The sequence below is a fragment of the Pseudomonas glycinae genome (assembly GCF_001594225.2).
Taxonomy (GTDB): Bacteria; Pseudomonadota; Gammaproteobacteria; order Pseudomonadales; family Pseudomonadaceae; genus Aquipseudomonas; species Aquipseudomonas glycinae.
In genome coordinates this window covers 3,686,384-3,712,230 of the sequence record NZ_CP014205.2, presented here as the reverse complement: position 1 = coordinate 3,712,230, position 25,847 = coordinate 3,686,384, and the positions used below count along the sequence as shown (strand labels likewise).

The window sequence follows — 25,847 nt, the reverse complement described above, 5'->3', positions numbered from 1 at the left end:
CAATCAATCCGGCAAAACACTCGATGACTGTCTGGAGCACAACAGAGCAAGACCGGTGCCGTTCACCACCGCACCAGCCTCGTTCGCAGTGTCCCCACACTGCCTTCAGCGCGCTCGCCACTCCCCCAAACGCCCCCGCAAGCGGGCCGCGCACTGGCTGTGTAACTGGCTGACCCGCGATTCACTGACGCCAAGGACTTCACCGATCTCCTTGAGGTTCAGCTCTTCGTCGTAGTACAGCGCCAACACCAGTCGCTCACGCTCCGGCAAATTGGCAATCGCGTCCGCCAGCGCGGCCTGGAAACGTTCGTCTTCCAGATCGCGCGACGGCTCCAGATGAGCACTGGCGCCATCCTCGTGCAGCCCTTCGTGTTCGCCGTCCTGCAACAGGTCGTCGAAACTGAACAGGCGGCTGCCCAGGGTGTCGTTCAAAATCCCGTAGTAATCGTCGAGACTCAATTGGAGTTCGGCCGCAACCTCATGATCTTTAGCGTCACGGCCGGTTTTAGCTTCAATCGAGCGAATCGCGTCGCTGACCATACGGGTATTGCGGTGAACCGAGCGCGGAGCCCAGTCCCCTTTTCGGACTTCATCGAGCATCGCGCCGCGGATCCGGATGCCCGCGTACGTTTCAAAACTGGCACCCTTGCTGGCGTCGTATTTGGTCGAGACTTCGAGCAAACCGATCATCCCGGCCTGGATCAAGTCTTCGACCTGCACACTGGCCGGCAACCGCGCCAGCAAGTGGTAGGCGATGCGTTTGACCAGTGGCGCGTAACGCTCGATCAACTCGTACTGCGCGTCACGCGCCGACTTTTTGTAAAGGTTCATACCGCTGGCGGTCATAGCACAGGTCCTGCCGTTTGCTGCACGAGGCGCTCGACGAAAAATTCGAGGTGGCCGCGCGGGTTGGCGGGCAGCGGCCAGGTGTCGACCTTCTGTGCGATCGCCTTGAACGCCAGTGCGCACTTGGAACGCGGGAAGGCTTCATAGACCGCACGCTGCTTCTGCACCGCCTTGCGCACGCTTTCGTCGTAGGGCACCGCGCCGACGTATTGTAGGGCGACGTCGAGGAAGCGATCCGTGACCTTGGTCAACTTGGCGAACAGATTGCGACCTTCCTGCGGGCTCTGGGCCATGTTGGCCAGGACGCGGAAGCGGTTCATGCCGTAATCGCGGTTGAGCAGCTTGATCAGCGCGTAGGCGTCGGTGATCGAGGTCGGCTCGTCGCAGACCACCAGCAACACTTCCTGCGCTGCGCGAACAAAACTGACTACCGAGTCACCAATACCCGCAGCGGTGTCGATCACCAGCACGTCGAGATTGTCGCCGATGTCGCTGAACGCCTGAATCAGGCCGGCATGCTGGGCCGGGCTCAGGTGAACCATGCTCTGGGTGCCGGAAGCGGCCGGCACGATGCGGATCCCGCCGGGGCCCTGCAACAGCACGTCGCGCAGCTCGCAGCGGCCTTCGATCACGTCGGCCAGGGTGCGTTTGGGTGTGAGGCCCAGCAGAACGTCGACGTTCGCCAGCCCCAGGTCGGCGTCCAGCAGCATGACCCGACGGCCAAGCTCTGCCAGGGCCAGGGACAAGTTCACTGACACATTAGTCTTGCCGACGCCACCTTTGCCGCCGGTCACCGCGATCACCTGTACGGGATGCATGCTGCCCATGTTATTTCTTTACCTTGTCTTGCATAGACGGAGGCCACATTACTGGCTGCGCGTTCACAACCGGAACAATGCGTGGCAGGCCATCGATGTAGGTACGAAAACTGTTCATTACCTCAGCCAACCTGCTTGGTCGGACTGTGGTAGATATCAGCGAACATGTCAGCCATGGCTTCTTCGCTGGGTTCTTCCTGCATTTGCACGCTGACGGCGCGACTGACCAGTTGATGACGCCGCGGCAGATGCAGATCATCCGGAATCCGTGGGCCATCGGTCAGGTAGGCAACCGGCAGTTCGTGACTGATCGCCAGGCTCAACACTTCGCCCAGACTGGCCGTCTCATCCAGTTTAGTCAGGATGCAGCCGGCAAGCCCGCAACGCTTGTAACTGTGATAAGCGGCGGTTAGAACCTGTTTTTGGCTGGTGGTTGCCAGAACCAGATAATTTTTTGACCGAATGCCACGACCGGCCAGACTTTCCAGCTGCATGCGCAGGGCCGGATCGCTGGCCTGCAGGCCGGCGGTGTCAATCAGCACCACGCGTTTGCGCAGCAGTGGATCCAGCGCCTGCACCAGGGACTGGCCCGGATCGACGTGGGTCACCGACACATTGAGGATGCGGCCCAGCGTCTTGAGTTGCTCCTGAGCACCGATACGGAAACTGTCCATGCTCACCAGCGCGATGTTCTGCGCGCCGTACTTGAGCACGTAGCGGGCGGCCAGTTTGGCCAGGGTGGTGGTCTTGCCCATGCCGGCCGGGCCGACCATCGCAATCACCCCGCCCTCTTCCAGCGGCTCGACTTCCGGCACGGCAATCATCCGCGCCAGGTGCGCCAGCAGCATGCGCCAGGCCTGACGAGGCTCGTCGATCTCGGTGATCATCGACAGCAGATCCCGGGACAACGGACCGGACAGACCGATGCGTTGCAGACGACGGTACAGATTGGCCTGAGCCGGACGGCTGCCTTGCAGCTGGTTCCAGGCCAGGGTGCCGAGTTGCACTTCCATCAGTTCGCGCAGGCTGTTGAGTTCGAAACGCATCGAGTCCAGTGCACGCGGGTCAACACCAGCGGAAACCGCTGCAGGCGCTGGTGCCGGACGAGCCGGAGCCTCGTAGGTCGGTTCGGTCAGCGGCTCGGCAGCGGTCAGCGGCAGGCCGGCCGTCAACGGCAGCCCGGCGAACAACTGGCGATTGGTGTTGCCGTCGGCTTCGCCACGCAGGCTCAGCTCGGCCTGGGCGGTGACGATGCGCGACTGGGTCTTGCGCAGCTCATCCTCGAGTTCCATGTTCGGAACACGCGGGGCCAGCGCAGACAGTTTGTAATCGAGCGCCGCGGTCAGCTCGACGCCGCCAGCGATGCGGCGGTTGCCAATGATGGCGGCATCAGCGCCCAGCTCATCACGAACCAGCTTCATGGCCTGACGCATATCGGCGGCGAAAAAACGCTTAACTTGCATAAACCACTACCTCAGCCGTTGGGCCCTACTGTCGCAACGATGGTCACTTGCTTGTTGTCCGGAATTTCCTGGTAGGCCAGCACATGCAGTCCGGGAACTGCCAGGCGACCAAAGCGCGAGAGCATCGCGCGAACCGGGCCTGCTACCAACAGGATCACCGGCTGACCTTGCATTTCCTGGCGCTGCGCCGCTTCGATCAGCGAACGCTGCAGCTTCTCGGCCATGCTCGGCTCCAGCAGAACCCCCTCTTCCGAGCCTTGTCCTGCCTTCTGCAGACTATTGAGCAATATTTGTTCCAACCTTGGCTCCAGCGTGATAACTGGCAGCTCCGACTCAGTCCCTACAATGCTTTGGACGATGGCGCGCGATACGCCAACCCGCACAGCAGCCACCAAAGCGGCGGTATCTTGACTCTTGGCGGCATTGTTGGCGATGGCTTCGGCAATGCTGCGGATATCGCGCACCGGCACGTGTTCGGCCAGCAACGCCTGCAACACCTTGAGCAGCTGCGACAGCGTGACCACGCCCGGTACCAACTCCTCAGCCAGTTTCGGCGAGCTCTTGGCCAGCAATTGCATGAGTTGCTGCACTTCTTCGTGACCGATCAGCTCGCTGGAGTGCTTGTACAGAATCTGGTTCAAGTGGGTCGCAACCACGGTGCTGGCGTCTACCACGGTGTAACCGAGCGATTGCGCCTGGGCGCGCTGGCTGACTTCGATCCACACCGCCTCCAGGCCGAAAGCCGGATCTTTGGCGGTAATGCCGTTGAGCGAGCCGTAGACCTGCCCCGGGTTGATCGCCAGTTCGCGATCCGGGTAGATCTCGGCTTCGGCCAGGATCACGCCCATCAGGGTCAGGCGATAGGCGCTCGGCGCCAGGTCGAGGTTGTCGCGGATGTGCACGGTCGGCATCAGGAAGCCCAGATCCTGCGAGAGCTTCTTGCGCACGCCCTTGATCCGCGCCAGCAATTGCCCGCCCTGATTGCGGTCCACCAGCGGAATCAGACGGTAGCCGACTTCCAGGCCGATCATGTCGATCGGGGTCACGTCGTCCCAGCCCAGCTCCTTGGTTTCCATGGCGCGGGCCGGCGACGGCAGCAGCTCCTGTTGACGCTTGACCTCTTCCAGCGCGATGACCTTGGCCACGTTCTGCTTCTTCCAGAACAGGTAAGCGCCACCGGCCGCCAGGGCAGCCATGGTCAGGAACGAGAAGTGCGGCATGCCCGGCACCAGGCCCATGACCGCCATCAGACCGGCGGCGACGGCCAGCGCTTTCGGCGAGGCGAACATCTGCCGATTGATCTGCTTGCCCATGTCTTCCGAGCCGGAAGCACGGGTCACCATGATCGCCGCCGCTGTAGATAACAACAGTGATGGCAATTGCGCCACTAAACCGTCACCGATGGTCAGCAAGGCGTAAACCTTGCCGGCGTCGGCGAAAGTCATGTTGTGCTGGAAGATACCGACGGCCATGCCGCCGATCAGGTTGATGAACAGAATCAGCAGGCCGGCGATGGCGTCACCACGGACGAACTTGCTGGCACCGTCCATCGAGCCGTAGAACTCTGCCTCTTGAGCCACTTCCTGACGACGGGCCTTGGCCTGCGCCTGGTCGATCAGACCGGCGTTGAGGTCGGCGTCGATCGCCATTTGCTTGCCGGGCATCGCGTCGAGGGTGAAACGCGCGCTCACCTCGGAGATCCGGCCCGCACCCTTGGTTACCACGACGAAGTTGATGATCATCAGGATCGCGAAGACCACGATACCAACCACGTAGTTACCGCCGATCACCACCTCACCGAAGGCCTGGATCACCTTACCGGCGGCGGCGTGGCCGTCCTGACCGTGGAGCATCACCACCCGCGTCGACGCCACGTTCAGCGCCAGTCGCAACAGCGTCGCCACCAGCAGGATCGTCGGGAACACCGCAAAATCCAGCGGCCGCAAGGCGTACACGCAGACCAGCAGCACGACGATCGACAGGGCAATGTTGAAGGTGAAGAACACGTCGAGCAGGAACGGCGGCACCGGCAACATCATCATCGCCAGCATGACCAGCAGCAACAGCGGCACACCCAGATTGCCTCGACTGAGGTCGGCAACATTCGAGCGAGCAGTGTTGAATAACTGAGAGCGATCCACCGGTTTTCCCCGTTCCTTTAAAGCAAACTTTTGACGCCCAGAGCGGGCGCAGGGCGGCTACTGCAAGAAGCCTTCCAACTTTTGCCAAGGCGTGAAACAGAGGGGTGATGAATGCACAAAGGGGCGGCACGCACGTCGTGCGCCCGCCCCTGCTCAGCGATGTTCACTGAGATGAAACCCCGATAGTCAACTGGCTACCAGAACGTGCGCCGAAGTGATCTGACCGAAAGAGAGGGCTGTATTATCCAGATAGCGCGTGCCCCTGAACACGAAGTGACCACCGACATCGACAACGTCTTCCTCCGTATACATCAGTACCACCCTGGTGACCGGCGCGACATCAGTGGACTTCGCATGACCTTCCATCAGATTCAAGGCCCATCCGAAAAGTATGATTGGCAGGTCGCTGATTTCAATCGGAAGAGCCCCCGCATCCAGCCGAAAGTACTGCCGCGTTGTGATGCGCAATTGGTTGCCGACTACCGTGAACGAGGGTTTTCCATATCGTTGCTCTACAGGCCCGCCATCACTCGCCCACTGGTCCATGTAATAAATGGGGTCGGTAAATAGAGCGAACAACGACGGGTTATCGCGGATATTACCGGCTGCGCCAAAGAAGTAGTTGTAGGAGTAGTGATACGCAAACCCGGCCAGTTCAGGCCGGATCGCATTGATGGGATTATCCAGATAACTCGGAATGAACTGATTGGCCATGACCAGAAAGTTGAGAAAGTCCAGTTTCAGGTTGAACGTCACCTCATAGAAGATGGCGCGCTCGCCTGCGTCCCTTTCCAGCTTCCCTGAAACGAACTCCATCTCCATGCCCGGCAGTTTTCGGTAAACGCGCCTTGTCATGTTCTACCCCGAATTTCCAGTGAATGAGTTATCAACCACTGCGCTCGCAGAGTGCGAATAGGCAACGGCGTGAATTGCGGGTTTATGAGGCGCCAGGAAACAACACGCGTCTACTGTCAGAACTAACAGGTGGAGGGTCTTTTCAGACCGGCGGCACCAAGCGCCCCTTAAACTGCGGTGTTTAAAAGACACCTTCAGACACGCCTTACAGGCTACGAATCCTTGCGCCGTTGCCTACGGCTACGCCAGAATCCGCCGGCTTGTGCGCTGTGGGGTCGGGTTCTATTGTGGATCGGTCGCTGACGAATCAGCGATCGGGTTTAGCGATCCGGCACTTTACAGACACAACATGCCCAGTCTCGATTGCAGGTTTTTCCTTCCTACAATTGGCGTCATGGTGGCTGTGCGCGGGAGACCTTAGGGTCTACCCGGGGTTCCTGTGGCCCGGATCGCTAACCTGCGTACAGCCGCCACCTTTACTTGTTTAGCGATGAGCCGTGGCGGCTAAATCAACCACGGAGCTTCACCATGATCAAACCCACACCCAATCCACCCGAAACCGACCCCGCCTCGCCCTACGAATCCGCCGATTCCAGAAAACTTCACGAAGCCGCCGACCGCGCCCTGGATCACTATCTCTGCCCGCCCGGCTCCACGCCACCACCGCGCAAAAACCGCAGAATGTATGCCGTCACCGCGGACTTCATAAACGAAGAGCTGCTGGCCGATGCCTGCGAAACCCTGGCCTCAGCCAGAAGCATCGTCAATGACTTCACCCACCTCATGCCAGCCTCGCAGCGCAGGACGCTGGTGGGGATTGCGCAACTGATCATGCTCGGCGAACTGGCGGTGAATCGGGTGCTGGACAATCTGGAAATACCGAATTAACACGTAGCCACTGATGCCCCCCTGTGGGAGTGAGCTTGCTCACGAAGGCTGACTTACAGGCAACACATCTTTCCAGACAAAAAGAACCGCCGTTCCGAATCAACCGGGACGGCGGTTTTTTCATACAGTACACGACCACTAGTCGTTAAACCGTCGACACCTGCCAGATCTGACAGGTGCGCAATCTGCAATTAAGCGCTCTGATAACCCTGCCCGTTCCCGCCGCGCAGGAGCCTCATCCATGACCACCTCAACCCCACCGGACAACACCGTTCTCGTCCTTAGCCCGCCAATAGTCAACGGCCAGACCACGCCCGTGGCAGGTGCACATATCGGCGTGCCCCTGGTGGCCTATGATCTGGTCACCGACGGTGAAGGCGCCGTTGTCCTCGTCGACCCACCGTTGGCGGGCAACATGGATCCCGACGACGTCATGGAGCTTTGGCTTGAGAATGAAACGGCCGCACTGGACAGCGAAACCATTGTCGATCCGGACGTGCGCACCACGTTGCGCATTCCCAAGGGTCGCCTGCATCCGGACAAGGTTAACATGTTGTACTACACCGTCAGGCGTGGCAGCGCCAATCGAGGCACATCCACACCACCGCTGGAAATCCTCTACAACCGCATCCGTCCCGGCCTGAAGGATCGCCTGACCGATCCCGGTGGCCACTCTGAACTCAAGCTCCTTCTGCCTGACGCGATCAAGAACGGCGTCGGCCCGGATTTCGTCAGCGCCGAAGTGTGTGTGGCCTATCCATATTGCCGGGCGTATGACCTCATCACCCTCAAGTGCAATGGCGAACTGCTGGAGCCCAAGCCCAAGGTCGATCCGAATCAGGCGCCGCAACCGCCGAATCCCGGTGACGAAATCCCCATTACCATTTGCTTCACCATCACCCGGGCCTATCTGGACAAGGCGAAACGTCAGGACAAAAAACTGCATTTCTCCTACACCATCACCGATCAGCTCGGCAACAGCCCGGACACCGATGCACCGTGGTCGCCGGTGCAGACGGTAGATGAGGACCTGGATGGTACGCGTCTGCCAATGGCGATCCTGTTGGAGCGGATGGAGGATTATCCCGGCGACGACGCCGAGGAAATCGATCTGGTGAAACTGGCGGGCAAGCCATTGCTGCTGGTGGTCCTGACGATAGACCCGCGCTTTGTCGCGGACTATGAAGTCATCGCAACGTACACAGCGAAAAACACGGGGCAACCCGCTGATGTGGTGGTTACCGTCAGCGGCAAAGTCGAAGCGGATCCGTTCGGGCAGAAAAAACCCTGCATCCTTGAAGTGCCGAACAACAAGATCTTTGCCGGTAGCAACGTCATCGTGACTTACGAACTGCGCAAGCCGAACGGTGATCTGGTGGGCACTTCCAAACTGGCGAATGCCACAGTAACAGGGACAGCCCCGGTCAATCTGAAGCCGCCAACACTGGTGGCACCGGCGACCAACCCCATTGATGTGCTGTCCTACGAAAACGGAGTCACCGTGCGCGTCGAACACCTGTCAGCGTTGCCGGGTGACCAGGCTCGGTTGCTGGAAGTTAACCCGTTACCCGGCACAGAACCCTTTCCATTACTGACACTCAACGAGAACAAACGCGCCAACTTCAAACTTGACCCAGCGTTTCTCGTGGCACGGCGCGGGTCAACCATGAAGTTGCGCTGGGAACTGGTTCGCGGAGGAAAACCCGAAGACGAATCTACTGATTTGGCGCTGACCATCCGACCTGTCGCCGAGAATGATCCGCGCTTGCCGACACCCAATATCGCCGGCAATACGAGTTCAGAGCTGAAGGTTCAAGAACTCACAACAGATGCGCGGATTCACGCAGCGAAGTGGCCGCTGTTCGAGCCTGGGCAGCCGATCTGGGTGAAGTGTTCAGGCTTTGACAAGAACGGCAATCCAGTCAGCAAGGAGGTCAGGTCGGGAGAGCTTAATGATTCAGTGGATGGTTTGTCGGTAGAGGCGCCGGTTGAATGGCTTAAGGGCCTCAAAGACGGGACTGAACTGACGACCAAGGTAGAAGTAAATCTGGATAGGATCGTCGATGCCGACACGGCGGTGGCCTTGCCATTGCGCACTTATACCGTCAAGGCATTGCATCCTTTCACCATAGAACCCACCCTCATGGAGCTTAATGGCCTGAACGTCAACGCGGACTTTCTTGCCCTGACCGGAACCCCTGCACCCGGCACGACACAAACACGGGTTCCAACTTCTGGAGATGGCGGCTACTACTATTTTTCCAACGCTACCGATGTCGCGACAGTTAATGGTGTCGGGCTGGTCAGCGGTCTCAAAAACGGCGATGCGACTATTACCGTGCGAGAAAACAGCACTCAACGTGAAGTTTCGTTCCCCGTCAAAGTACAAAATGTTGTACGCCTTGTCATGACCCCTACACATACCTACAGCATCAGCGCAGCTATCAACTGGATGAATTCAATCGGCGGATCACCTGTTTCAAATGCAGCAATCGATGTGCTGAAAATCAAATACAGACCACTGGTATCCAGCGCAGGCGGCTGGCTATGTCGTAATGATGGATGTGGCGCCGGACAATACCTTGCGGTCGCAACCAATAACCCGAACGCATGGTCCATCGTCTGTTTCACTGGCAATAACTCACAGGCACATGGCTGGTGTCTCCTGCCTGGCTGAGCTTGACGCGCAACAAACGGCACGCGCGCTCGACGCAAAGGAAATAAGAAAGAAGGGAACGTATTTATTTACCAGCAAAGTCGCTTCCACAGGGAAATGCATTCCAAAGGTGGGAGCGAGTTTGCTCGCGAAGGCGCCCGAGAAATCAGCACAAAATGTCTTTTAAACTCGTGCGTTTAAAAGACACCTTCAGACACGCCTTACAGGCTACGAATCCTTGCGCCATTGCCTACGGCTACGCCAGAATCCGCCGGCTTGTGCGCTTTGGGGTCGGGTTCTATTGTGGTTCGGTCGCTGACGAATCAGCGATCGGGTTTAGCGACTCGGCTCAATTTAAAGGTGCACCAGCGTGCCAGGCTTCGTTGCGGATCTGTATGTCTGCAATTTCGTTATGGTGGCTGTATGCGGGAGACCCTTGCGGTCTGCCGGGTGCCTTTGACCGGTTCGCTAACCTGCGTACAGCCGCCACCCTTCCTGTTTAGCGACTGGATTTGGCGGCTCCACCCCAAAGGAGCTTCACCATGATCAAACCCACACCCAATCCACCCGTAACCGACCCCGCCTCGCCCTACGAATCCGCCGATTCCAGAAAGCTTCACGAAGCCGCCGACCGCGCCCTCGATCACTATCTCTGCCCGCCCGGCTCCACGCCACCACCGCGCAAAAACCGCAGAATGTACGCCGTCACCGCGGACTTCAAAAACGAAGAGCTGCTGGCCGATGCCTGCGAAACCCTGGCCTCAGCCAGGACCATCGTCAATGACTTCACCCACCTCATGCCCGCCTCGCAGCGCAGGACGCTGGTGGGGATTGCGCAACTGATCATGCTCGGCGAACTGGCGGTGAATCGGGTGCTGGATAATCTGGAAATACCGCCGTCGCAGGTCTCCGTGTAAAGGCTTGATAGATGTGTCGTGGCGACTGACGCCTTCGCGGGCAAGCCCGCTCCCACAGTGATTTGTGGTGTGCTCATATTTTCCGAGCGACGCTAAACCTGTGGGAGCGGCGGTGCGACGATTCGACTTGCCCGCGAAGGCGGCCTCACAAGCACCACAGATCATCGGGTATGAAAAAACCGCCATCAGGTTCAACCGGATGGCGGTTTTTTTTGTTTGATCACAAATCAGGAATCGCGCCGCAGATCCGGCGGGATCGGCAGGTCGTCCTTGAGCGGTTCCGGGAATTTGCCCTTGCCCGCGCGGTGCTGGCGGATCTGGTAGACGTAGGCCAGTACCTGGGCGACCGCCAGGTACAGGCCGCCGGGGATTTCTTCTTCCAGCTCTGTGGAGTAGTAGATTGAACGCGCCAGCGCCGGCGATTCGAGGAGCATGACGTTGTTGGCCACGGCGATTTCGCGGATCTTCAGCGCCAGGAAGTCGCTGCCCTTGGCCAGCAGCATCGGCGCCCCGCCCTTCTCGGCGTCGTACTTGAGTGCCACGGCGTAGTGGGTCGGGTTGGTGATGACCACGTCGGCATCCGGGATCGCCGCCATCATCCGCCGCTGCGACATCTCGCGCTGGAGCTGGCGAATGCGCTGCTTGACCTCCGGCCGACCTTCCTGATCCTTGTGCTCGTCGCGCACTTCCTGCTTGGTCATCTTGAGCTTCTTGATGCTTTCCCAGATCTGCACGGGCACGTCGACAGCCGCGATGATGATCAACCCGCAGGCCAGCCACAGCGAACTCCAGCCCACCAGTTGCAAGCTGTGAATGATCGCCCGGTCCAGCGGCTCATGAGCGATGCGCAGCAGGTCGTCGATGTCCGAATTGAGTACCACCAGCGCGACGCCCAAGGTGATAAGGAACTTGGCCAGCGCCTTGAGCAGTTCGACCACGGCCTTCATCGAGAACATCCGCTTGAGGCCTGCCGCCGGGTTCATCCGGCTGAACTTGGGCGCCAGCGAACCGGCGGCAAACAACCAGCCGCCCAGGGCAATCGGCCCGAGGAATGCCGCCAGCAACAGAGTGATCATGATCGGCTGAATCGCCAGCAATGCCTGCAATCCGGAGTTCATCAGGAACGTCGCCATGGAGCGCTCGTCCATGATCACTTCCCGCGACAGCGTGAAGTTCTGGCGCATCAGGTCCATCAATTCCTGCGCCAGCATCCCGCCAAAAATCAGCAGCGCGGCAGAGCCGGCGAGCATGATCGCCAGGGTGTTGAGCTCCTTGGAGCGCGCAATCTCACCCTTTTCCCGGGAGTCCTTTTTGCGCTTCTCCGTGGGGTCTTCTGTTTTGTCCTGACCGCTTTCGCTCTCAGCCATGACTCAGCGCGCCTGTGCCAGTTCGCGTAAAAACTGCAGGGCCTCGGTGGCCAGCGGTTGATACTGATTGAGTATGTCCGCCAGCCCGACCCAGACAATGAACAGGCCGAGTACGAGGGTCAGCGGAAAGCCGATGGAGAAAATGTTGAGTTGTGGCGCGGCGCGGGTCATCACGCCAAAGGCAATGTTGACCACCAGCAGCGCGGTGACCGCCGGCAGCACCAGCAACAACGCGGCGCCCAGCACCCAGCCGAGTTTGCCGGCCAGTTCCCAGTAATGCGTGGTCATCAACCCGCCGCCGACCGGCAGCGTGGTGAAGCTCTCGGTGAGCACTTCGAAGACCACCAGGTGCCCGTTCATCGACAGGAACAGCAAGGTCACCAGCATCGTGAAGAACTGCCCGATCACCGCCACCGACACGCCGTTGGTAGGGTCGATCATCGAAGCGAAGCCCATGCCCATCTGGATCGCGACGATCTGCCCGGCCACCACGAAAGCTTGAAAGAACAATTGCAGCGAGAAACCCAGCACCGCGCCAACGAGAATCTGTTCGGCGATCAGCAGCAGACCGCTGAGGTCCAGAGGGCTGACCGCCGGCATCGGCGGCAGGTTGGGCGTGATCACCACGGTGATCGCGAAGGCGAAGTACAGACGGATCCGCCGGGGCACCAGCGTGGTTCCGAAGACCGGCATCACCATCAACATCGAGGCGACGCGAAACAGCGGCAGCATGAACGTCGCCACCCAGGTACTGATCTGGGTATCGGTCAGCTGAAGCAGCGATTGCATGGCTTAGCCGATGACCATCGGAATGTTTTTGTACAACTGCGTGATGTATTCCATGAACGTCTGCACCAGCCACGGGCCGGCGACGATCAGCGTCACCAGCATCACCAGCAGACGCGGCAGGAAGCTCAGGGTCTGTTCGTTGATCTGGGTCGCGGCCTGGAACATCGACACCAGCAGGCCCACCAACAGACTCGGCACCACCAGAATCGCCACCATCATGGTGGTCAGCCACAGGGCTTCGCGAAAGATGTCGACCGCTACTTCTGGCGTCATGGCGATACACCTCCGAAACTGCTGGCCAGGGTGCCGATGATCAGCGCCCAGCCATCCACCAGCACGAACAGCATGATTTTGAACGGCAGGGAAATGATCAGCGGCGAGAGCATCATCATACCCATCGCCATCAGCACGCTCGCCACCACCAGGTCGATGATCAGGAACGGAATGAAGATCATGAAGCCGATCTGGAACGCGGTCTTCAGTTCAGACGTCACGAACGCCGGAACCAGAATCGTCAGCGGCGCCTGATCCGGCGTCGCGATGTCGGTGCGCTTGGACAGGCGCATGAACAGCTCCAGATCGCTGGAGCGGGTCTGGGCGAGCATGAAGTCCTTGATCGGCACCTGAGCCTTTTCCACTGCCTGCTGAGCCGTCAGCTTTTCCGCGAGGTACGGCTGCAAGGCATCGTTGTTCACGCGATCGAACACCGGCGCCATGATGAACAGCGTCAGGAACAGCGCCATGCCGGTGAGAATCTGGTTCGACGGCGTCTGCTGCAAGCCCAGGGCCTGACGCAGGATCGAGAAGACGATGATGATCCGGGTGAAACTGGTCATCAGGATGACGGCGGCCGGAATGAAGCTCAGCGCCGTCATGATCAGCAGGATCTGCAGGCTGACCGAATATTCCTGCGCGCCCTCGGCGTTGGTGCCCAGGGTGATCGCCGGGATCGACAACGGATCGGCGGCGAATGCCAGCGGCGCGGCCAACATCAACGCCAGGGTCAAGACGATGCGCAACGCACCCATTACTTCTTATCCTTCTGATCCTTGCCGAGGATCTTCAACAGATGCTGGGCAAATTCCGGAGTCGCTTTGTCGGCGGTGCTCGGCACCTCGACCGGCTCTTTGAGCACGTGCAGCGCAGTGATGGTTCCGGGGCTGAGGCCGAGCAGGATCTGCTCGTTGCCGACCTGCACCAGCATCAGACGGTCACGCGGCCCGAGCGCGCGGGAACCGATCAGCTCGATCACCTGGCCCTTGCCGGCGGGACCTGCCTGCTGCACCCGGCGCAACAGCCAGGCGAGGAAGAAGATCAACCCCAGCACCAGTAACAGACCCAGCACCAATTGCGTCAGCTGTCCGGCCACGCCGCTGTTGACGGCCGGCGCAGCCGCCGCTGCCGTGGTCGCCACCGGCTCGGCCGCCAGCACGCTGAACGGCAACGCCAGCGCCAGGCCGAACAAAGCTCCCAGAACCTTTTTCACTCAGCGCAGCTTCTTGATGCGTTCGCTCGGGCTGATCACGTCGGTCAGACGGATGCCGAACTTTTCGTTGACCACCACCACTTCACCGTGAGCGATCAGGGTGCCGTTGACCAGCACGTCCAGCGGCTCGCCGGCCAGACGATCAAGCTCGATCACCGAACCCTGGTTGAGTTGCAGCAGGTTGCGGATGTTGATGTCGGTGCTGCCCACTTCCATCGAGATCGACACCGGGATGTCGAGAATCACGTCCAGGTTCGGACCGTCGAGGGTCACCGGATCGTTGTTCTTCGGCACGCTGCCGAACTCTTCCATCGGTAGACGGTTGGAGCTCGAAGCACCTGCATCGGCGGCCAGCAGCGCGTCGATGTCGGCCTGCCCGGCTTCACCGGTTTCTTCCAGGGCGGCAGCCCATTCATCGGCCAGTGCCTGATCGTCCTGGGTGTTCATATCGTCGTTCATCATTTGTCCTCGGCGGGCAAAAAACCGGTAAAAAAATCAGGGAGTGAAAGCGCCGCTTCAGCGGCGCTCGATCGGCTCGATAACCTGCAACGCGAGGTTGCCTTTGTGCGAGCCCATCTTGACCTTGAAGGCCGGCACGCCGTTGGCGCGCATGATCATGTCTTCCGGCATCTCGACCGGAATCACATCACCCGGCTGCATGTGCAGGATGTCGCGCAACTTCAACTGGCGGCGAGCCACGGTGGCACCGATCGGCACGTCGACATCCAGCACGTCCTGGCGCAGGGCGTTGACCCAGCGTTCGTCCTGGTCGTCGAGGTCCGACTGGAAACCGGCGTCGAGCATTTCGCGCACCGGCTCGATCATCGAGTACGGCATGGTCACGTGCAGGTCGCCGCCACCGCCGTCGAGTTCGATGTGGAACGTGGAAACCACGATCGCTTCGCTCGGACCGACGATGTTGGCCATGGCCGGGTTCACTTCCGAGTTGATGTACTCGAAGTTGACTTCCATGATCGCCTGCCAGGCTTCCTTCAAATCGACGAACGCCTGCTCCAGCACCATGCGCACCACGCGCAGTTCGGTCGGGGTGAATTCACGCCCTTCGATCTTGGCGTGACGGCCGTCGCCGCCGAAGAAGTTGTCCACCAGCTTGAACACCAGTTTGGCGTCGAGGATGAACAGCGCGGTGCCGCGCAGGGGTTTGATCTTGACCAGGTTGAGGCTGGTCGGCACGTACAGCGAGTGCACGTATTCGCCGAACTTCATCACCTGTACGCCACCGACGGCAACGTCCGCCGAGCGGCGCAGCATGTTGAACATGCTGATGCGGGTGTAGCGGGCAAAACGCTCGTTGATCATTTCCAGAGTCGGCATGCGTCCACGGACGATGCGATCCTGGCTGGTCAGGTCGTAGCTTTTGACACTGCCGGGTTCGGCAGCGTTATCGGTCTGTACCAGACCATCGTCGACGCCATGCAACAGCGCGTCGATTTCATCCTGGGACAGCAGATCCTGCACGGCCATGTCGTGTTCCTACTGCAGTACGAAATTAGTGAAAAGCAACTGTTCGATCACCACTTTGCCCAGCTCTTTCTGCGCCACTTCCTGGACGCTGGCTGTGGCCTTCTGGCGCAACATCTCTTGACCGACCGGGGTCGCCAGCGTGGCGAAATCCTGACCGGAGAAGAGCATCACCAGGTTGTTGCGGATCACCGGCATGTGCACTTTGAGCGCTTCCAGATCAGCCTGGTTGCGCGCCAGCATGGTGATGCTCACCTGCATGTAGCGCTGACGGCCGTTCTGGTTGTAGTTGGCCACGAAGGCTGGCGCCATCGGCTCGAAAATCGCCGGTTGCTTGCCGACCGGGGCCGCTTCGGCGGTCGCCGCAGGCTTGCTCTGGGCACTGTGCATGAAGAACCAGGTCGCCCCCACGGACGTGCCGATGGCCAGCAACAGACCCAGCACGATCACGATGATCAGTTTGAGTTTGCCTTTGGTTGCGGGGTCTTTTACTGCTGCAGCTTCGCTCTTCGCCATGCCAATAATCCGTCACTAATCGGGTTTTCACAGTCGCACGGCAAGGCAAGAGCAAGTGTTATGCCAGAAGTGTCGGAGGGGAGAACCAGAGAGAATGGTGAGTCGATGCGAGTCCCTGTGGGAGCTGGCTTGCCAGCGATGGCTGCGGCACATTCAAAACTAATGTGTCAGACAAATCGCTATCGCTGCGATGCGGCGTACCGACAAGCCAGCTCCCACAGGTTTTGAGGAAGCGCTTTAAATCAGGCGTAGTAGTCGACGGCGCTGGAGCCGATCACGTGAGTGGCGGTGGCCGCGGCTTCAGCGACAGCCGTCGGGGTCAACTCTTCTTCAGCCGAATCCAGGCGACCACCGGCGGCGCTGGTGCGACCGCTCTGCCCCTGCTGCGCCTGTTCCTGGCCCTGGCCCTGCCAGCCACGGTTCTGGTCGGAAACGTTGACGTCGACCTGCCCCATGCCTTGCTGGTTGAACATGTCGCGCAGGCGGTGCATCTGACCGTCGAGGGCTTCACGCACGCTCGGATGCGCGCTCATGAAGGTCACCTGGGTCTGCTGGTCCGGGACCATGTTCACCCGGATATCCAGACGCCCAAGCTCCGCTGGCTGCAACTGGATGTCAGCCGCCTTCAGGTTGTTGCTCGACAGGTACATGACCCGGTTGACCACTTCTTCGGTCCAGCCGTTCTGGTGCATGGCAATCGGTTGGTTCACCGGCACCGCGTTGGCGGTTTTCGGCGTGGCAGCCTGGGTCAGCGCCGCCAGACGGTTGGCGAAATCATCCACGCGGGTGTCGCTGGTGGCGGTTTTCAGGTCCTTCAGGCCGTCATCGATCAAACCGCTGAACGCCTTTTCACCGCCCTGACTGGTGCTGTCCTTGTCAGCCTGCACATCGAGCATGCTGGCCATGCCGGCAGCGAAGTTCTGCGCCGAGGTCAATTCGCCGTCAGCCTGAGCCTGGGCCGGGGTGGCCTTGGGCTGGGACTGGCTGGAAGCAGAAATGTGACCACTCTGCTCCATGGCCATGCGCACGGCGGGCAGTGAATCGAGCGGATCCGCCTCGGGGTCGAAAGCCGGGTCGGTGGCCGGCGCCGGATCCTTGACCATACCCGGCAATGCCGCCACCGCGGGTTTGTCGGTTTCAGGCTTCGCGGCAGTATCGACGACTGGAGTGGCGACTACCGGCGCCGTGACGACCGGCTCTACCGACGCCACTAACGCCGGGTCCACCGGCGCCGTATCGACAACGGGAGCCGGCGCGGTGTCGGCCGAGTCATCATCAGTAGCGGTCTTGTCGTCCGTTGCCGCCGTCGCCGGTTTGTCGGCGGGCAAGGCTTTGCCGCTATCGGCAACCGCCGGCTCCGGGGCGGCAGACTGATCCTTGCCGAGGTCTTTCTTGCCGCTGTTGTCGGCCACCTTGTCACGGGCAGGTTTTGCCGAATTGTCGACGGTCACCGAGGGCTTGTTCGGGCCTTGATCGGCGAACACCTGAGCGAAGCTGGAGGCCTTGTCCCCGGGCTCTGCGGCCACTGCCGATGATTTGGTCGAGGCAGCTTGCGCCTTGGCCTGGGCGGCGGTCTGAAGAAAAATGTTGGGGCTTGCAGGCATGGCACGGTCTCCGCTGCACTGGGATCGTAGGTACAGTTGGGATAGATGACTGCAAGTGCCGGGCCAGTTTCGTCAGAAATCCGACAAAACCGCCCGACGGCAGGATCAGTGCGTCAGCGAGCGCTGCCGCTCGGCGACATAAACGGGCCGCACATCGGCGAATTCGCTATGAATATCGGCGACCAGTTTGATGATCTCGGAAGGGCTTTTGTCTTTGGCATGCTGTTCCAGCTCCTGGCACAGCACGGCAAGACGGGTCGCGCCCATGTTGCTGCTGCTGCCCTTGAAGCTGTGCGCAACGGAAGACAATGCGTCGGCATCGGCAGTCTGCTGCAACTCCCGCAGGCGGTTTTCGGAATCGGCGAGGAAGGTATCCAGCAGTTCCGGATAGCTGTCTTCCATCACTTCCCGCAGCGCGCTCAGCGCCTCGTGGTCCACATGTGTATCAGCCACTTGTTCACTCCCTGATCAAGAATGCGCGGATTATGCCAGAGCCTCCCAGAAAAACTCCACGCGAGCACTGCGACCATCGTCTGACCAGCTGGCATTTCGGGCCAATTGCCGGATCAGGCTGACTCCGCGTCCCGACAGACGGACACCGTCCAGCGGCCGCTCCATCACGCGCGAGACATCGAATCCCTGGCCGCTGTCTTCGACCCGCACCACCAGACAACCGCCCTCGCCTTCCGGCCGCACCTGCAAATGCACGCGCACATAACCGTCCTGCAAGGCTTCGAGACGGGCATTGCGCTGCTCGTAATATCGGGCGAAACCCGACGCATCGCGCTTGAGGCTCGAATCCAGGCCAAGCACGCCATGCTCCAGCGCGTTGGAATAAAGCTCGGCCAGCACGCTGTACAGTGCGCCACTCTGCGCCCGCAATCCATGCACCTCAAGCAGTAACTGCAACAGGTAAGGCAGCGGATTGAAGCGCTTGAGCGTGGCACCGCGAAATTCGAAGCTCACCGACCAGTCCAGCGGACAGGACTGACCACTGTCCGAATACACCGGCGCCGGCGGGTTGACCTGCTCGGCTTCCAGCAGGCTGACCTCGACCATGCTCACATCGTCCCGGGCCTCTCCGCGAAAGTCCTGCAGCGCCTGCTCGATGTCCTCGAACAGCCGATCCGGCTGGCGATTGGCGGCGAACACCTTGTGCAAGCGCTCGACACCGAACAGCTGGTCGTTGGCATCGCAGGTGTCGATGACCCCGTCGGAGAGCAGAAACACCCGATCGCCCACCGCCATCGAGTGAACCTCGGTGCGGTCATCGAAGGTCTGCGGGCTGAGCACACCCAGCGGCAAGTGGCGCGCCGCCAGTGGCTTGCGCTCCCCGGTGGCGAGGCAATGCAGGTAACCGTCGGGCATGCCGCCGTTCCAGACTTCCACCGAGCGCCGCTGAAAACTCAGGCACAACAGCGTCGCGCAGCAGAACATGTCCACCGGCAGGATGCGCTTGAGCTTGGCGTTCATTTCCCGCAGGGTTTCGGCCAGGCCGTAACCCTTGGCAGTCATGCCGTAGAACACCTCGGCCAACGGCATCGCGCCGACCGCCGCCGGCAAGCCGTGACCGGTGAAGTCACCGAGCAACACATGCATGTCGCCGGCCGGAGTGTATGCAGCCAACAACAGATCGCCATTGAACAGCGCATAGGGCGATTGCAGGTAACGGATATTCGGCGCGCTCAGGCAGCCGGAATGCGCCACCTTGTCGAATACGGCCTTGGCGACCCGCTGCTCGTTGAGCAGATAGTCGTGGTGTTTGGCGATCAGGTCGCGCTGCTGAAGAACCGTGGCCTGTAAACGTCGCAAGCGATCCATCGCCTTGATTTTGGCGGCAAGGATCACCTGGTTGTAGGGCTTCGCCAGAAAGTCGTCGCCGCCGGCCTCAAGACAACGAGCCAGGGCTTCGCTTTCCGTCAGCGAGGTGAGGAAGATGATCGGCACCAGGCTTTCACCCGCCAGCTTCTTGATCTGCCGTGCAGCTTCGAACCCGTCCATCACCGGCATCATGGCGTCCATCAACACCAGATGCGGCTTTTGTCGGATAAATGCCTCGACCGCCTCCGCACCGTGGGTGGCCGTCAGCACTTCATGCCCCTGACGACGGACGATGGTCGACAACAGCAACCGGTCAGCGGCGCTGTCTTCGGCAATCAGGATCGTCAGCGGCTCTTGCGGCTGCATGGCCGTCAACTGATGTCGAACAGTTTGTCGAAGTTGGAGATGGCGAGGATCTTGCGCACATCCGAATTGCTGTTGACCACCCGCACATCCGAGTCGTCACCGCCGGCGTGATCACGCAACAGAAGCAACATGCCCAGGGCCGAACTGTCGAGATAGGTGGCATCCTTGAGATCCACCACAATGGAGTCAGGCTTTTTAGTGAGCCGCTCGTAGGACTCGCGAAATTCCTGATGGCGACCGAAGTCGAATCGGCCCTTGACGGAAATCGTCAACTTTTGCCCATCCGCAGACACTTCTGTAACGACTGACATGTACTGGCTTCCTTGTCATTGACGAACCTGTACAAGGTTTAGCACTTGGAAGGGCCATGGGCAAGGAGCGATGGCGTCGGGATTTGTGCGAGATCTGCCCGTCAAAACGCCTCGTGGCGCGGCAAACGCTGGGACAACTCGTCGAGCAGCTTCTGCTCACGCTTGTCTTCGGCACGCTGGGCTTCGTCGCGGTAGCGTTGTACAAGTTTGCGCAGACCTTCGACCCGGGCGAATGCCTGTTGCCAGGCATCACGGGCCTTGTCCAGATTGTTCTGGTGCCACTGCAGACTTTGGCGCTGCTGATCGACGGCGGTGTCGAGTTGCGCCAGAAAGCCCTGAAAACCCAGCAGCCATTGGCCGGTCACGCCGGTGCTGCCGCGCACGATCCACTGCTGCGAGTAATCCAGACGAAAGGCGTTGAGGTCGGCGAGTTTGCTCTCGGCGACTTTCACCTGCCCCTGAAAATAACCCAGGCGCTGCACGGCGGTTTTTTCGGCCTTCTCGGCCATGTCCACCACCGGCGCCAGACGCGCGGCGCGACTCAGGGCCATGACCGGTTACCCGCCGGCCGCCGGGGCGAAAATCGTTTCGAGGTACGCCTCGCTTTCACCCAGGCTGATTTTGTCGTTGAGACCCTGACGCAGGTATCTGACCAGTTGTGGTTGCAGATTGATTGCAAGGTCAGTCTCGCGGTCACCGCCAGCGACATAAGCGCCGACGCTGATCAGGTCGCGGCTCTGCTGATAGCGCGACCACAGCTGCTTGAAGTATTGCGCGCGCTGCATGTGTTCCGGCGCCACGACTGCCGGCATCACCCGGCTGATCGAGGCTTCGATGTCGATGGCAGGGTAATGACCTTCCTCGGCCAGCCGCCGCGACAGCACGATGTGCCCGTCGAGCACGCCCCGTGCGGAGTCGGCAATCGGATCCTGCTGGTCATCGCCTTCGGACAATACGGTGTAGAACGCGGTGATCGAACCCCCACCCTTCTCCGCGTTACCGGCACGCTCCACCAGTTTCGGCAGTTTGGCGAATACCGACGGCGGATAGCCCTTGGTCGCCGGCGGCTCACCGATGGCCAGGGCGATTTCCCGCTGGGCCTGGGCGAAACGGGTCAGGGAATCCATCAGCAACAGGACGTTCTTGCCCTTGTCGCGGAAATATTCGGCGATCCGCGTGCAGTACATCGCCGCACGCAGACGCATCAGCGGCGCATCGTCCGCCGGCGACGCGACCACCACGGAGCGCTTGAGGCCTTCTTCACCGAGGATGTGCTCGATGAATTCCTTAACCTCACGACCCCGCTCACCGATCAGGCCGACGACGATGATGTCAGCCTCGGTGAAGCGGGTCATCATGCCCAGCAACACCGACTTACCGACACCGGTACCGGCGAACAGACCCAGACGCTGACCACGACCGACCGTCAACAAACCGTTGATACTACGAATGCCGACATCCAGCGGCACGCTGATCGGGTCACGGTTGAGCGGGTTGATGGTCGGGCCGTCCATCGGCACCCAGTCTTCGGCCTTCATGCCGCCCTTGCCGTCCAGCGCACGTCCGGCGCCGTCCAGCACACGACCGAGCATGCTCATGCCCATCGGCAGGCGGCCGGTATCGGCCAGCGGCACGACACGGGCGCCCGGAGCAATGCCCGCCACGCTGCCGACCGGCATCAGAAATACCTTGCTGCCGGAGAAGCCCATGACTTCGGCTTCAACCTGGGACGGGTGATAGGTGTCGTCGTTGATCACCATGCAGCGGGTGCCCATGGCGGCGCGCAGGCCTTCGGCTTCCAGCGTCAGGCCGACCATGCGCAAAAGGCGCCCTTCGAGAATCGGCGCACCGGCGATTTCGGTGGCCTCGGCGTAGGTGCTCAGGCGCTTGGCGAAGCTGGTGCGTTCAAGGCGCATCGGGGGCGTCCGCGAGCGGCTCTTCTGTAATCGGTGCCGGTTTGGGTGTTTCCGGCAGGTCCAGGCTCAGGTCCGGCTCGGCCGGGTGCAGGGCCTGTTCGTGCAACTGGTCGAACAGCTTGGCCATGACCTGGCTGACGCGGGTTTCGATGCTGGCATCGATCCGGCTGTGGTCGGTCTCGACCCGGCAACCGCCCGGCAGCAGGGATTCGTCTTCGACGATGCGCCAGGTTTCCTCATGACGTTCGCGCAAGGCTTTGACCTGTCCGAAATCCTGCGGATTGACGTACAGCCGCACATTGCCCACGCCCAACGGCAACAGCTTGAGCGCGTCGCGCATGACGTGTTCGATCTGCGTCGAGTCGATGGCCAGCTCGCGCTGGATCACCTGTTTGGCGATGTGCTGCACGAGATCGACCAGCGACTTTTCGATCTGGGTGTCTTGCTCGGCGATGGGCTCGAACAGGTGGCCCATCAATTGCTCAAGGCTGTTGACCTTGGCCGTCAGGACCACTTCGGCTTCCTGGCGCACCTTGAGGGTGGCGCTGTGAAAGCCTTCCTTTTCGCCGATGGCGAAGCCCTCGTTGTAGGCCTCCTGACGGATGCTTTCGAGTTCTTCCAGAGTCAGTGGCTGGACTTCCTCCAGCGGCACCTCTTCCATTTCCGGCGGTTCAGGCTCCGGTTCCGGCTCGGGCTCAGGTTTCGGCGGGTCGAAGCTGGGCAACGCCCAAGATTCGAAACCGCGGACGTCCCGGGCACGGATCAGGTCCGTCACATCGTCGTCATGCTTGTCCATGGGCTTAGATCATTTCCTCGCCGCCCTTGCCACCGAGCACGATTTCTCCGGCTTCGGCCATACGGCGGGCGATGGTGAGGATTTCCTTCTGTGCGGTCTCCACGTCGCTGACGCGCACCGGGCCCTTGGCCTCGAGGTCGTCGCGCAGCAGTTCGGCGGCACGCTTGGACATGTTCTTGAAGATCTTCTCCTTGACGCCTTCGTCCGAACCCTTGAGGGCCAGCACCAGCACATCGGAAGACACTTCGCGCAACAGCGCCTGGATACCGCGGTCGTCGACATCGGCCAGGTTGTTGAACACGAACATGAGGTCTTCGATCTGACCGGACAGGTCTTCGTCGACTTCGCGGATCGAGTCCATGAGCTGGCCTTCGATCGAGCTGTCGAGGAAGTTCATGATGTCCGCCGCGCGCTTGATGCCACCCAGGGTGGTGCGCGAGGCGTTCGAGTTGCCGGAGAACTGCTTCTCGAGGATCTGGTTCAATTCTTTCAGCGCGGCCGGCTGCACGGTGTTCAACGACGAGACGCGCAGGATGATGTCCAGACGTACCTTGTGGTCGAAGTTGCCCAGCACTTCACCGGCCTGATCCGGATCGAGGTACGCCACCACGATCGCCTGGATCTGCGGGTGTTCGTAACGGATCACGTCGGCCACGGCGCGCGGCTCCATCCATTTCAGGCTGTCGAGGCCACTGGTGTTGCCGCCCAGCAGAATGCGGTCGATCAGGCCGTTGGCCTTGTCTTCACCCAGGGCCTGGGTGAGCATTTTGCGCACGTAGTCGTCGGAGCCGACGCCCAGGCTGGTCTGGTCGCCGACGATGTCGACAAACTCGCTCATGACCTGCTCGACCTGCTCACGGTGGACGTTGCCCATCTGGGCCATGGCCACGCCGACTCGCTGGACCTCTTTGGGGCCCATGTGGCGCAGCACTTGTGCGGCATCGGTCGAACCCAGGGACAGCAGCAGAATCGCGGCTTTATCGACCCGGGACAGTTTGGCGACGGCGGCTCGGTTATCACTCATCTGCGTTAATCCACTCTTTCACGACCTGGGCCACACGACCCGGGTCTTCTGCCACCAGACTCTTGATTGCGTTCAACTGAGCGTCATAACCCTCGCTCGGGCTCGGCAGCAGAATGCTGGTCGGGCCGCCGAGGCTGACGCGATCGTTGGACAGTTCACCATCCAGACCGCCCATGCCACCGAGTTCCATGTCGCCGCCCAGACCGGCCAGCTCCTTGCTTTTGCCACCACCGGTGATGTTGTTGAGCACCGGACGCAGCACGCCGAACACCAGCACCAGGATGAACAACACGCCCAGCACTTGTTTGACGATGTCCCAGAACCATGGCTGGGAGTAGAACGGAATGTCGGCGATCACTTCGCCGCGCTCGGCGGAGAACGGCATGTTGATCACGCTGACGCTGTCGCCACGGCTGGCGTCGAAGCCGACGGCGTCCTGTACCAGACGAGTGAAGCGCGCCAATTCGTCGGCGCTCCACGGTGCACGGGTGGTTTCGCCGTTGGCCGGGTTGATCTTGACCTGATCGTCCACCACCACCGACACCGACAGGCGATTCAGGCGACCCTGCTGCTGTTTGGTGTGGCTGATGGAACGGTCGAGTTCGAAGTTCTTGGTGGATTGTTGACGCTTGTCCGCCGGGTACGGCGCGAGCATCGGCTGGCCGGTGGCCGGGTCCATGATCTGCTGACCGTTGGCATCAACCAGTGGCTGGCCTGGTTGCACCATGCTCGCCGGGGCGGCGGCGCCACCGGTGGTTTGCGGTGCCGAGGCCGGTGACGGCGGCTGGTTGCTCAATGCACCCGGCACACCTTGCGGGCCATTGCTGGCAGTGCGTTGTTCGTTGACCGACTGTTCGCTGCGCAGCGCCGGTTGATCCGGGTTGAACTGCTCGGCGGTCGATTCGACGGCACTGAAATCAACGTCGGCCGAGACTTCAGCCTTGTAGCGATCGTTGCCCAGTACCGGTTGCAGAATGTTGTGCACGCGCTGGGTGAGCATGCTTTCCATGCGACGGCTGTAGTCGAACTGCTTGCCGGCCATGGTCATTTCGGCGTTTTCCGCCTGATCCGACAGCAGGTTGCCCTTCTGGTCGACGACGGTGATCTGCGATTTGCTCAACTCGGGAACAGAAGTCGCCACCAGGTTGATGATGGCAACGACCTGGCCCGGCTCCAGCGAACGACCGGAGTACAGCTCGACCAGTACCGAAGCGCTTGGCTTGCGTTCGTCACGCACGAATACCGAACTTTTCGGAATCGCCAGGTGAACGCGCGCGCCCTTGACGTTGTTCAGGCTGGAAATGGTGCGGGCCAGCTCGCCTTCAAGGCCGCGACGATAACGGGTCGCTTCCATGAACTGGCTGGTGCCCAGACCCTGTTCCTTGTCGAGGATTTCAAAACCGATGTTGCCGTCGCTGGGAGTGACACCAGCGGCCGCGAGCTTGAGCCGCGCACGGGACAGGTCATCGGCCTTGACCAGCAAGGCGCCGGAATTCGGTTCGACGGTGTAGGGAATGTCGGCGGAGGCCAGGGTGTCCATGACCTGCTTGGCGTCCATGCCGGCAAGGCTGCCGTACAACGGACGGTAATCCGGCTGCTGCGACCACAGCACCACGGCAAAGCCAATCGCCACGCTCGCGGCCAGGCCGACCAACAGGCCCACCTGACGCAGCATGGTCATCTCGGAGAGGTTTTCCAGGAAGGACAGTCCGAACAGCGGCGGTTTGCCGTCTATCGGGGTGGCCTTGGCCGGAACGTTATCGGCGACTGCTTCTGCCATGACTC

General features: G+C 60.7%; 25 protein-coding genes. 3 read left to right on the top strand and 22 right to left on the bottom strand.

Features of this window, described 5'->3' with window-relative positions:
- Window positions 1-105 precede the first annotated feature (105 nt).
- The 5 genes from fliA to AWU82_RS16870 all read right to left on the bottom strand — a co-directional run bounded on the left by fliA (window position 106) and on the right by AWU82_RS16870 (window position 6,090).
- The gene (gene fliA / locus AWU82_RS16890) at window positions 106-846 is read right to left on the bottom strand and encodes an RNA polymerase sigma factor FliA (RefSeq protein ID WP_007951959.1); all 741 of its coding nucleotides are present in this window, start codon (window positions 844-846) and stop codon (window positions 106-108) included.
- Window positions 843-1,673, bottom strand: coding sequence for a flagellar synthesis regulator FleN (fleN, locus tag AWU82_RS16885; RefSeq protein ID WP_003222917.1), 831 nt, complete (start codon window positions 1,671-1,673; stop codon window positions 843-845). Before fleN ends, fliA begins: the two co-directional genes overlap by 4 nt.
- Before the next feature lie 113 nt (window positions 1,674-1,786).
- Window positions 1,787-3,127, bottom strand: a complete 1,341-nt coding sequence (gene flhF, locus AWU82_RS16880) for a flagellar biosynthesis GTPase FlhF (RefSeq protein WP_007951958.1) — start codon at window positions 3,125-3,127, stop codon at window positions 1,787-1,789.
- A gap of 11 nt (window positions 3,128-3,138) precedes the next feature.
- Window positions 3,139-5,268, bottom strand: coding sequence for a flagellar biosynthesis protein FlhA (gene flhA / locus AWU82_RS16875; protein ID WP_064378626.1), 2,130 nt, complete (start codon window positions 5,266-5,268; stop codon window positions 3,139-3,141).
- 186 nt (window positions 5,269-5,454) lie between these two features.
- Window positions 5,455-6,090 (bottom strand): hypothetical protein, encoded by a 636-nt coding sequence (locus AWU82_RS16870; protein WP_223290641.1) that lies wholly within the window; start codon window positions 6,088-6,090, stop codon window positions 5,455-5,457.
- A 561-nt stretch (window positions 6,091-6,651) separates the two neighbouring features.
- Between AWU82_RS16870 and AWU82_RS16865 the strand changes: the two genes are divergently transcribed.
- The 3 genes from AWU82_RS16865 (at window position 6,652) to AWU82_RS16855 (ending at window position 10,584) form a co-directional block, all read left to right on the top strand.
- Entirely contained in the window at window positions 6,652-7,011 is a 360-nt protein-coding gene (locus AWU82_RS16865; protein ID WP_190241490.1) for a DUF6124 family protein, read from the top strand.
- 241 nt (window positions 7,012-7,252) lie between these two features.
- Window positions 7,253-9,688 carry an Ig-like domain-containing protein gene (locus tag AWU82_RS16860; RefSeq protein ID WP_064378623.1) on the top strand — a complete coding sequence of 812 codons (2,436 nt, stop codon included), beginning with the start codon at window positions 7,253-7,255 and terminating at the stop codon, window positions 9,686-9,688.
- A gap of 521 nt (window positions 9,689-10,209) precedes the next feature.
- Complete coding sequence (locus tag AWU82_RS16855; RefSeq protein ID WP_064378622.1) at window positions 10,210-10,584, top strand: DUF6124 family protein; 375 nt, start codon at window positions 10,210-10,212, stop codon at window positions 10,582-10,584.
- Window positions 10,585-10,811: 227 nt separating this feature from the next.
- Here the strand turns inward: AWU82_RS16855 and flhB are convergent, their stop codons facing one another.
- From flhB to fliF, 17 genes are all read right to left on the bottom strand, one after another.
- Complete coding sequence (gene flhB, locus AWU82_RS16850) at window positions 10,812-11,951, bottom strand: flagellar biosynthesis protein FlhB (protein ID WP_064378621.1); 1,140 nt, start codon at window positions 11,949-11,951, stop codon at window positions 10,812-10,814.
- A 3-nt stretch (window positions 11,952-11,954) separates the two neighbouring features.
- Entirely contained in the window at window positions 11,955-12,740 is a 786-nt protein-coding gene (gene fliR / locus AWU82_RS16845; RefSeq protein WP_039765607.1) for a flagellar biosynthetic protein FliR, read from the bottom strand.
- 3 nt (window positions 12,741-12,743) lie between these two features.
- Window positions 12,744-13,013, bottom strand: a complete 270-nt coding sequence (fliQ, locus tag AWU82_RS16840; protein WP_007951951.1) for a flagellar biosynthesis protein FliQ — start codon at window positions 13,011-13,013, stop codon at window positions 12,744-12,746.
- Window positions 13,010-13,768, bottom strand: a complete 759-nt coding sequence (gene fliP, locus AWU82_RS16835) for a flagellar type III secretion system pore protein FliP (protein WP_007951950.1) — start codon at window positions 13,766-13,768, stop codon at window positions 13,010-13,012. Before fliP ends, fliQ begins: the two co-directional genes overlap by 4 nt.
- On the bottom strand, window positions 13,768-14,226 hold the full coding sequence (gene fliO, locus AWU82_RS16830) for a flagellar biosynthetic protein FliO (RefSeq protein ID WP_007951949.1): 459 nt from the start codon (window positions 14,224-14,226) through the stop codon (window positions 13,768-13,770). Before fliO ends, fliP begins: the two co-directional genes overlap by 1 nt.
- Window positions 14,227-14,685: a flagellar motor switch protein FliN gene (fliN, locus tag AWU82_RS16825; RefSeq protein WP_007951948.1), complete on the bottom strand. Its 459-nt coding sequence runs from the start codon at window positions 14,683-14,685 to the stop codon at window positions 14,227-14,229.
- A gap of 57 nt (window positions 14,686-14,742) precedes the next feature.
- Window positions 14,743-15,711: a flagellar motor switch protein FliM gene (fliM, locus tag AWU82_RS16820; protein ID WP_003222890.1), complete on the bottom strand. Its 969-nt coding sequence runs from the start codon at window positions 15,709-15,711 to the stop codon at window positions 14,743-14,745.
- A 9-nt stretch (window positions 15,712-15,720) separates the two neighbouring features.
- Window positions 15,721-16,224 (bottom strand): flagellar basal body-associated protein FliL, encoded by a 504-nt coding sequence (fliL, locus tag AWU82_RS16815; protein WP_011333056.1) that lies wholly within the window; start codon window positions 16,222-16,224, stop codon window positions 15,721-15,723.
- A gap of 242 nt (window positions 16,225-16,466) precedes the next feature.
- Window positions 16,467-17,828 (bottom strand): flagellar hook-length control protein FliK, encoded by a 1,362-nt coding sequence (locus AWU82_RS16810; protein WP_064378620.1) that lies wholly within the window; start codon window positions 17,826-17,828, stop codon window positions 16,467-16,469.
- Between the two features lie 105 nt (window positions 17,829-17,933).
- Window positions 17,934-18,281, bottom strand: coding sequence for an Hpt domain-containing protein (locus AWU82_RS16805; protein ID WP_007951942.1), 348 nt, complete (start codon window positions 18,279-18,281; stop codon window positions 17,934-17,936).
- 30 nt (window positions 18,282-18,311) lie between these two features.
- Entirely contained in the window at window positions 18,312-20,015 is a 1,704-nt protein-coding gene (locus AWU82_RS16800) for an ATP-binding SpoIIE family protein phosphatase (RefSeq protein ID WP_064378619.1), read from the bottom strand.
- A 5-nt stretch (window positions 20,016-20,020) separates the two neighbouring features.
- On the bottom strand, window positions 20,021-20,326 hold the full coding sequence (locus tag AWU82_RS16795; RefSeq protein ID WP_039765597.1) for an STAS domain-containing protein: 306 nt from the start codon (window positions 20,324-20,326) through the stop codon (window positions 20,021-20,023).
- A 101-nt stretch (window positions 20,327-20,427) separates the two neighbouring features.
- Window positions 20,428-20,877, bottom strand: coding sequence for a flagellar export protein FliJ (fliJ, locus tag AWU82_RS16790; RefSeq protein WP_011333052.1), 450 nt, complete (start codon window positions 20,875-20,877; stop codon window positions 20,428-20,430).
- A 6-nt stretch (window positions 20,878-20,883) separates the two neighbouring features.
- Window positions 20,884-22,242 carry a flagellar protein export ATPase FliI gene (fliI, locus tag AWU82_RS16785; protein ID WP_011333051.1) on the bottom strand — a complete coding sequence of 453 codons (1,359 nt, stop codon included), beginning with the start codon at window positions 22,240-22,242 and terminating at the stop codon, window positions 20,884-20,886.
- Complete coding sequence (gene fliH / locus AWU82_RS16780) at window positions 22,232-23,038, bottom strand: flagellar assembly protein FliH (RefSeq protein WP_064378618.1); 807 nt, start codon at window positions 23,036-23,038, stop codon at window positions 22,232-22,234. The genes fliI and fliH overlap by 11 nt, the downstream gene beginning before the upstream one ends.
- Window positions 23,039-23,042: 4 nt before the next feature.
- Entirely contained in the window at window positions 23,043-24,062 is a 1,020-nt protein-coding gene (fliG, locus tag AWU82_RS16775) for a flagellar motor switch protein FliG (RefSeq protein ID WP_007958288.1), read from the bottom strand.
- Entirely contained in the window at window positions 24,055-25,842 is a 1,788-nt protein-coding gene (fliF, locus tag AWU82_RS16770; protein WP_064378617.1) for a flagellar basal-body MS-ring/collar protein FliF, read from the bottom strand. Before fliF ends, fliG begins: the two co-directional genes overlap by 8 nt.
- Window positions 25,843-25,847: the final 5 nt, after the last annotated feature.

Coding starts and splice junctions, on each gene's coding strand:
- fliH (WP_064378618.1), bottom strand. CDS start 23,038: ATGGACAAGCATGACGACGATGTGACGGACCTGATCCGTGCCCGGGAC.
- fleN (WP_003222917.1), bottom strand. CDS start 1,673: ATGGGCAGCATGCATCCCGTACAGGTGATCGCGGTGACCGGCGGCAAA.
- AWU82_RS16810 (WP_064378620.1), bottom strand. CDS start 17,828: ATGCCTGCAAGCCCCAACATTTTTCTTCAGACCGCCGCCCAGGCCAAG.
- fliR (WP_039765607.1), bottom strand. CDS start 12,740: ATGCAATCGCTGCTTCAGCTGACCGATACCCAGATCAGTACCTGGGTG.
- fliP (WP_007951950.1), bottom strand. CDS start 13,768: ATGGGTGCGTTGCGCATCGTCTTGACCCTGGCGTTGATGTTGGCCGCG.
- AWU82_RS16795 (WP_039765597.1), bottom strand. CDS start 20,326: ATGTCAGTCGTTACAGAAGTGTCTGCGGATGGGCAAAAGTTGACGATT.
- fliF (WP_064378617.1), bottom strand. CDS start 25,842: ATGGCAGAAGCAGTCGCCGATAACGTTCCGGCCAAGGCCACCCCGATA.
- fliL (WP_011333056.1), bottom strand. CDS start 16,224: ATGGCGAAGAGCGAAGCTGCAGCAGTAAAAGACCCCGCAACCAAAGGC.
- fliG (WP_007958288.1), bottom strand. CDS start 24,062: ATGAGTGATAACCGAGCCGCCGTCGCCAAACTGTCCCGGGTCGATAAA.
- flhB (WP_064378621.1), bottom strand. CDS start 11,951: ATGGCTGAGAGCGAAAGCGGTCAGGACAAAACAGAAGACCCCACGGAG.
- fliQ (WP_007951951.1), bottom strand. CDS start 13,013: ATGACGCCAGAAGTAGCGGTCGACATCTTTCGCGAAGCCCTGTGGCTG.
- fliN (WP_007951948.1), bottom strand. CDS start 14,685: ATGAACGACGATATGAACACCCAGGACGATCAGGCACTGGCCGATGAA.
- AWU82_RS16855 (WP_064378622.1), top strand. CDS start 10,210: ATGATCAAACCCACACCCAATCCACCCGTAACCGACCCCGCCTCGCCC.
- fliJ (WP_011333052.1), bottom strand. CDS start 20,877: ATGGCCCTGAGTCGCGCCGCGCGTCTGGCGCCGGTGGTGGACATGGCC.
- AWU82_RS16860 (WP_064378623.1), top strand. CDS start 7,253: ATGACCACCTCAACCCCACCGGACAACACCGTTCTCGTCCTTAGCCCG.
- AWU82_RS16865 (WP_190241490.1), top strand. CDS start 6,652: ATGATCAAACCCACACCCAATCCACCCGAAACCGACCCCGCCTCGCCC.
- fliA (WP_007951959.1), bottom strand. CDS start 846: ATGACCGCCAGCGGTATGAACCTTTACAAAAAGTCGGCGCGTGACGCG.
- fliI (WP_011333051.1), bottom strand. CDS start 22,242: ATGCGCCTTGAACGCACCAGCTTCGCCAAGCGCCTGAGCACCTACGCC.
- fliM (WP_003222890.1), bottom strand. CDS start 15,711: ATGGCCGTGCAGGATCTGCTGTCCCAGGATGAAATCGACGCGCTGTTG.
- flhF (WP_007951958.1), bottom strand. CDS start 3,127: ATGCAAGTTAAGCGTTTTTTCGCCGCCGATATGCGTCAGGCCATGAAG.
- AWU82_RS16870 (WP_223290641.1), bottom strand. CDS start 6,090: ATGGAGATGGAGTTCGTTTCAGGGAAGCTGGAAAGGGACGCAGGCGAG.
- AWU82_RS16800 (WP_064378619.1), bottom strand. CDS start 20,015: ATGCAGCCGCAAGAGCCGCTGACGATCCTGATTGCCGAAGACAGCGCC.